We start from the raw sequence: 5,444 nt of genomic DNA, 5'->3' as shown, positions 1-5,444 counted from the left end.
GGGCATCTGCCGTGCGCAGGATGCCACCGGGCAGGCGCAGGGCCTCTTCGAGCAGGTCCTGCGGCAGGCCGGAGGCGAGAGCCTCGGCCAGTTCGGCATTGCGTGGGGCAGGGCCGAGGCGTTCGAGCATTTCGGCGAGCGCGAGCTGTGACACGCTTTGCAGGCTGGCGGCGGAGGCCGACGCGGCGAGCCCGTCGAGGGCCATGGGCGTCATGCCGGCGGGTGTAAGCCCGGCAGCACGGCAGAGTGTGCCGAATGCCGTCTCGGGCGATATGAGGCCATCGGATTCGGCGGCGATCAGGATTTGGTCCCGGCTTTGGTCAGGCATAAGCGGCTCCTTCGCGAATCACTCACGCAGAGCGTGACGGGTGCGGCGCGCGGCTTCAACTGCCGGAGGTGGATTATTGTGGGGATGGCCGACCGGATCTGGCGCCTATTCGCCTGGATTCCCGAAGATCAGGTCCGGCAGGCCGTCACCGTTCGAATCGTTGAGTGCGATACCCGGGGTGAATTCTGTCCTGCCGTCGAGAACAGGCGTGACCAGAATGCGGAAGGGGAGGTCGTACTGGCCGGGATTCGGCAGGGTTGGGCCCGCGAACGAATCGGCCCGGCCGATGACGTCCACCGCCTGATCCGGGGAGTCGAGACTGCCGGTGCGCCTGAACTGCCCGGTGCCGTCGCCTGTGAACAACGGACTGTCGCCGTCGAAGGCATAGAGCGCGAGATCGATCCGGGCGTCGCCCGTGACGTCTTCGAGCAGGATTTGGGCATAGCTTCCGGCGCTGCCGTCTACGGGGCGTGGTATGAACTGGCCCTGGCCGTCATTGAGCAGGATGAGGCAGTCCTGTCCGTCCCCGCGGGTAAGGGCGAAATCCGTGTCGCCATCGGCGTCCACGTCTGCTGCAGCGATCCCGGTGGCGCCGGATTCGGTGCCCGTCAGCGGCGTCGCAAGGCCAAAGCCGCCCCGTCCGTCACCGGGGAGGAGGAGGCTGACACCCGTTCGCCGGGCAATCGCCAAGTCGGGTGCGCCGTCGCCATTCGCGTCGGCAAGGACCGCGTTGATCGCTTCGCCCTCCGGACCGCCTGCCAGGGCGAACTGGCCGGTGCCATTGTTGAGTGAGATGGGGGCGGGCGCGCCGTTTTGGACGATGGCGCCGTCAGCGCGCACGGTATTTATGCGTGCGTCGTCGAAGACAAAATAGGGTGAAACGCGAAATTTTGGCGCCCTGTCGTGCGATTCGGGGCGGGTCTGCGCCTGGCTCGAAGCGCCGAGGGCGGCAACGAGGGCGGCAATGACGGTGAGTTTGCCCTTCACGTTCATGCGACCTGCCTCTTTCACCATGGTGTCCAGCCCGCCGATGCTAGGCCAGATTGGCTGCTGAGTCAGCTGTATTGGCGCATCGGCTGGAGCATCGGGCGGATGCGGCGCATTGCCTGCCGGGGCGGTCTGGATTAACAGGCCGACTGACGCCATATTGCGGCCATCAAGTCACGTCAGGACAGGCAGAACATGCTGAAGCAGATTTTCACCTGGTGGAGCGGTATAACCGTGGGCGCCTCATTCGATATCAAGCGGCGCAGCGGCTATGTCGGTACCGACGAATACGGCAATCGCTATTTCGAGGACCGCAAGGCATCGCTCGAAGGGCGCCACCGCCGGTACGTGATGTACAAGGGCCTGGCGGAACCGTCGAAAGTGCCGGCCGACTGGCATGGCTGGCTGCACCACACGGTGAACGAGCCCCCGACCCACATGCCGCTGGAGCGGCGCGATTGGGAAACGGACCATACGCCGAACATGACCGGCACGCCGTACGCGGTGAAGCCCAAAGGCAGCCTGTCGGAAGGCGCCCGGCGCCAGAAGTCCGACGGCGATTACGAGGCCTGGACACCGGATGCGTGAGTCGTTCTTCGAAACCCTTGTCGGCGCGCTGGTTGTGGCCGTTGCCGCAGTGTTCCTCTGGTTCTCGCTCGCCGTTGGCGGCGATGCCGAAACCAAGGGCGACCAATACAATGTGCTGGCCCGGTTCAACAATGTGTCCGGGATCTCGCGTGGATCGGACGTTCGGATCGCTGGCGTAAAAGCCGGCGTCGTCAAATCGATCGAAGGCGATCCGACGCGATTCGAAGCGGTGCTGACCCTGTCGCTCGACAAGAAATGGGAGCTTCCGGATGATACCGATGCCCGGATTTCGACGGATGGCCTGCTCGGGGGCAGCTATATCGGCCTCGAACCGGGTGGCGGCTTCGACACGATCCCGCAGGATGGTAGCGGCGAAATCCAGTACACCCGCGGCAGCGTTGACCTGCTGACCCTGTTTGCTTCGTTCGCCGGCGGTGGTGGCGGTGGCGGAGATGCGCCAGTACCTATGGCCGAACCGGCCGCGGAGCCTGAGCTTCCGCCTGCACCCGTGGCCCGGCCAGATCCAAAGCCTGCGCCTGCGCCCGTGCCCCGGCCGGCACCAAAGCCTGAGCCGAAGAAAAAACCTGAGCCTGTGAAGGCACCTGAACCGGAGCCTGTTCCCGCGCCCGCGCCTGAGCCAGCACCGTCAGCCGCTCCTGAGGCCGCAACGCCATCCGAGCCGGCTGTGGTGCCTGCTGACGAACCCTATCCTGCTGGAGATGACGGACAATGATCCGATTCCTTGCCGCAACCGCCGTCGGTCTCGCCCTGATTGGTGCTGCGCATGCCGCGACCTTCGACCAGAAGAACACGGCGACGTTGCGGGCCCTGGACAAGATCACCGGTCGTTCCACGGACATTGACGTGAAGGTCGGTGAACCGGTTGTGTTCGGTTCGCTGAGAGTGGAGCTGAAGGCCTGCTACCAGACCCCGCCTGAAGAGGCACCGGAAAGCGCGGCGTTCCTGAAAATCCATTCGACGCAACCTGTTGCCGTCGAGACGATGGACGCTGCCGTGTCCGCTGATGTGGTGGAAACGGTCAGTGAAGAGAACCCGGAACTTTTCTCCGGCTGGATGTATGCATCGTCGCCCGGCCTCAGCGCGCTGGAGCATCCGGTCTATGACATCTGGGTGATCCGCTGTACTGCGCCAGCCCCGGTGAAGCTGCCAGCGCCCGTTGTCGCGCCGGCCGACGAGCCGCTACTGGACGATGTCCCGCCGGATACCGAACCGACCCCGGAATAGAAATCCGCCGTGACCGTCAGCGCGTCGCGCAGGCGCGCCTTGAAATCCGCACGTGGAATTTCGATCAATCCGAACTGTTCGAGATGCGGGTTATGGAATTGCGCGTCGAGCAGCGTGTAGCCACCTGCGATCAGGCGGGCAGCGAGATGAACCAGCGCGATCTTTGACGCATCGGTGGCGCGCGAAAACATGCTCTCGCCGAAAAAAGCTCCGCCAATCGCGACGCCGTACAGCCCGCCGACGAGTTGGTCGCCGTCCCAGCATTCGATGGAATGGGCGTGCCCCTCGCGGTGCAGCGCGCTGTAAAGATTGAGGATCGCGGAATTGATCCAGGTGCTTTCGCGCCCGGCACCTTCTTCGGCACAAAATTCCATGACGCGCGTGAACGCGGTGTCGGCAGTGACGCGGTAGGGCTCCTGGATCACGGTTCGCTTCAGGCGCCGCGGAATGTGAAAGGCATCGAGCGGGAGGATGCCGCGCATGTCGGGATCGACGAGGAACAGGTTCGGATCATCGCGCGAATCCGCCATCGGGAAAACGCCCCGGCGATAGCAGGCGAGCAGATCCAGGGTTCCGAAGCGCGATGACATGATTTGAATATGAATCTCGCTGGCGCGCCTGTCCATGGGGCAGACTGCGCCAGCTGTTGAGACGGCCTGGGGTCTATTCGACCGTGATCTTGTTTTCGGCGAGGAATTTTTCGAGCCAGTGGATATTGTAGTTCCCGGCCAGCACGTCTTCGTTCTCGACGAGGCGGCGATGCAGGTCGAGCGTCGTGAAGACGCCGCCAACAACCATTTCGGCCAGCGCGCGCCGCAGGCGCATGATGCACTCGCGGCGTGTGCGACCGTGCACGATGAGCTTGCCGATCAGCGAATCGTAATGCGGCGGGATGCGGTAACCGGCATAGGCGGCGCTGTCGAGACGCACGTCCGGGCCGCCCGGGGCATGGAAATCCGTGATCAGGCCGGGTGAAGGCACGAAGGTTTCCGGGTGTTCGGCATTGATTCGGCACTCGATGGCGTGGCCGACGAGCATGACGTCTTCCTGGCGGAAGGAGAGCTCCTTGCCTTCGGCAATGCGGATCTGCTCGCGCACGAGATCGATGCCGGTGATCATCTCGGTGACCGGATGTTCGACCTGCAGGCGGGTGTTCATTTCGATGAAGTAGAACTTGCCGTCCTCATAGAGGAACTCGATCGTGCCGGCGCCGCGATAGCCGAGCTTTTCCATGGCACGGGCGCAGATGCCGCCGATTTCCTCGCGCTGGGCCTGGTTGAGGGCCGGAGACGGGGCCTCCTCGAAGACTTTCTGGTTGCGGCGCTGGAGCGAGCAGTCACGCTCCCAGAGATGCGCCACGTTGCCATGCGTGTCGGCAATGATCTGGACTTCGATATGGCGCGGACCCTCGAGATACTTCTCCAGATAAACGGCGTCGTCTCCGAACGCGGCCTTGGCCTCGGTCTTGGCCGTTTTCACCGCATTTTCGAGGTCGGCCTCGGTGCGTGCCAGCTTCATGCCGCGACCACCGCCACCAGCAGAGGCCTTCACGAGGACCGGGAAGCCGATCTTCTTGGCAGCCTTCTTGGCTTCGGCAATGGAGGTCAGCGCGCCCTCGGACCCGGGCACACACGGCACACCGGCTTCGATCATCGCCACCTTGGCGGCAATCTTGTCGCCCATGATGCGGATATGCTCGGCCGTCGGGCCGATGAAGGCGAGGCCGTGAGCTTCGACCATTTCGGCGAACTGGGCATTTTCCGACAGGAAGCCATAGCCGGGGTGGATCGCGTCGGCGCCAGTGATTTCGGCAGCCGCGAGGATCTGGGATTTCTTGAGATAGCTTTCGGAGGAAGGCGGCGGGCCGATGCAGACACTTTCGTCGGCAAGGCGCACGGCCATGGCATCCCGGTCGGCGGTGGAGTGAACCACCACCGTCATCAGGCCCATTTCCTTGCAGGCGCGGTGAATTCGCAGGGCAATCTCGCCGCGATTGGCGATCAGGACCTTCTTGATCGTGCGTTGCTCGGCCATGCTATTCAATCAGGGCCAGCGGTTCGCCAAATTCCACCGGCTGCGAGTCGGTGACGTAAAGCGCCGTCAGGGTGCCGGCGCGGTCGGCTTCGACCGGATTGAAGGTTTTCATGGCTTCGACAAGCATCAGCGTGTCGCCCTTTTTGACCTTGTCACCGATATTGAAGAACTGTTTCGCACCGGGTTCAGGGGACAGGTAGACGGTGCCGACCATCGGCGACTTGATCGCATTGTCCGACACGGCAGGCGCTGCGGGGGCGCC

7 protein-coding genes and 1 pseudogene are annotated in these 5,444 nt (G+C 63.7%); 3 read left to right on the top strand and 5 right to left on the bottom strand.

Annotation, left to right across the window (positions count from 1 at the left end):
• The coding region (locus tag AADA04_RS07435) for a hypothetical protein (RefSeq protein WP_340692622.1) at positions 1-328 on the bottom strand (328 nt) is incomplete at its 3' end.
• Positions 329-433: 105 nt separating this feature from the next.
• Positions 434-1,321 carry an FG-GAP-like repeat-containing protein gene (locus AADA04_RS07430; RefSeq protein ID WP_340692621.1) on the bottom strand — a complete coding sequence of 296 codons (888 nt, stop codon included), beginning with the start codon at positions 1,319-1,321 and terminating at the stop codon, positions 434-436.
• A gap of 189 nt (positions 1,322-1,510) precedes the next feature.
• Between AADA04_RS07430 and AADA04_RS07425 the strand changes: the two genes are divergently transcribed.
• The 3 genes and pseudogenes from AADA04_RS07425 to AADA04_RS07415 all read left to right on the top strand — a co-directional run.
• A complete protein-coding gene (locus tag AADA04_RS07425) occupies positions 1,511-1,903 on the top strand; it encodes an NADH:ubiquinone oxidoreductase subunit NDUFA12 (RefSeq protein ID WP_340692620.1) in 393 nt (130 codons plus the stop codon).
• A complete protein-coding gene (gene mlaD, locus AADA04_RS07420; RefSeq protein ID WP_340692619.1) occupies positions 1,896-2,636 on the top strand; it encodes an outer membrane lipid asymmetry maintenance protein MlaD in 741 nt (246 codons plus the stop codon). The genes AADA04_RS07425 and mlaD overlap by 8 nt, the downstream gene beginning before the upstream one ends.
• Positions 2,633-2,986, top strand: a pseudogene (locus AADA04_RS07415) (DUF2155 domain-containing protein); the annotation flags it as partial. The gene mlaD and the pseudogene AADA04_RS07415, both read left to right, overlap by 4 nt.
• A 35-nt stretch (positions 2,987-3,021) precedes the next feature.
• On the opposite strand, the gene aat reads toward AADA04_RS07415, so the two are convergent.
• From aat to AADA04_RS07400, 3 genes are all read right to left on the bottom strand, one after another.
• Complete coding sequence (gene aat, locus AADA04_RS07410; protein WP_340692618.1) at positions 3,022-3,738, bottom strand: leucyl/phenylalanyl-tRNA--protein transferase; 717 nt, start codon at positions 3,736-3,738, stop codon at positions 3,022-3,024.
• Positions 3,739-3,811: 73 nt separating this feature from the next.
• Positions 3,812-5,182, bottom strand: a complete 1,371-nt coding sequence (accC, locus tag AADA04_RS07405; protein ID WP_340692617.1) for an acetyl-CoA carboxylase biotin carboxylase subunit — start codon at positions 5,180-5,182, stop codon at positions 3,812-3,814.
• A gap of 1 nt (position 5,183) precedes the next feature.
• Positions 5,184-5,444, bottom strand: a 261-nt coding sequence (locus AADA04_RS07400) for a biotin/lipoyl-containing protein (protein ID WP_340692616.1), incomplete at its 5' end; no start/stop codon positions are given.

The organism is Hyphomonas sp. (assembly GCF_037969335.1).
Taxonomy (GTDB): Bacteria; Pseudomonadota; Alphaproteobacteria; order Caulobacterales; family Hyphomonadaceae; genus Hyphomonas.
The sequence above is the reverse complement of the archived record's forward strand: the minus strand, read 5'-3'. Positions and strand labels throughout refer to the sequence as shown.

Bases quoted from the DNA above. Each gene is read 5' to 3' on its own strand.
- accC (WP_340692617.1), bottom strand. From the start codon at position 5,182: ATGGCCGAGCAACGCACGATCAAGAAGGTCCTGATCGCCAATCGCGGC.
- aat (WP_340692618.1), bottom strand. From the start codon at position 3,738: ATGTCATCGCGCTTCGGAACCCTGGATCTGCTCGCCTGCTATCGCCGG.
- AADA04_RS07430 (WP_340692621.1), bottom strand. From the start codon at position 1,321: ATGAACGTGAAGGGCAAACTCACCGTCATTGCCGCCCTCGTTGCCGCC.
- mlaD (WP_340692619.1), top strand. From the start codon at position 1,896: ATGCGTGAGTCGTTCTTCGAAACCCTTGTCGGCGCGCTGGTTGTGGCC.
- AADA04_RS07425 (WP_340692620.1), top strand. From the start codon at position 1,511: ATGCTGAAGCAGATTTTCACCTGGTGGAGCGGTATAACCGTGGGCGCC.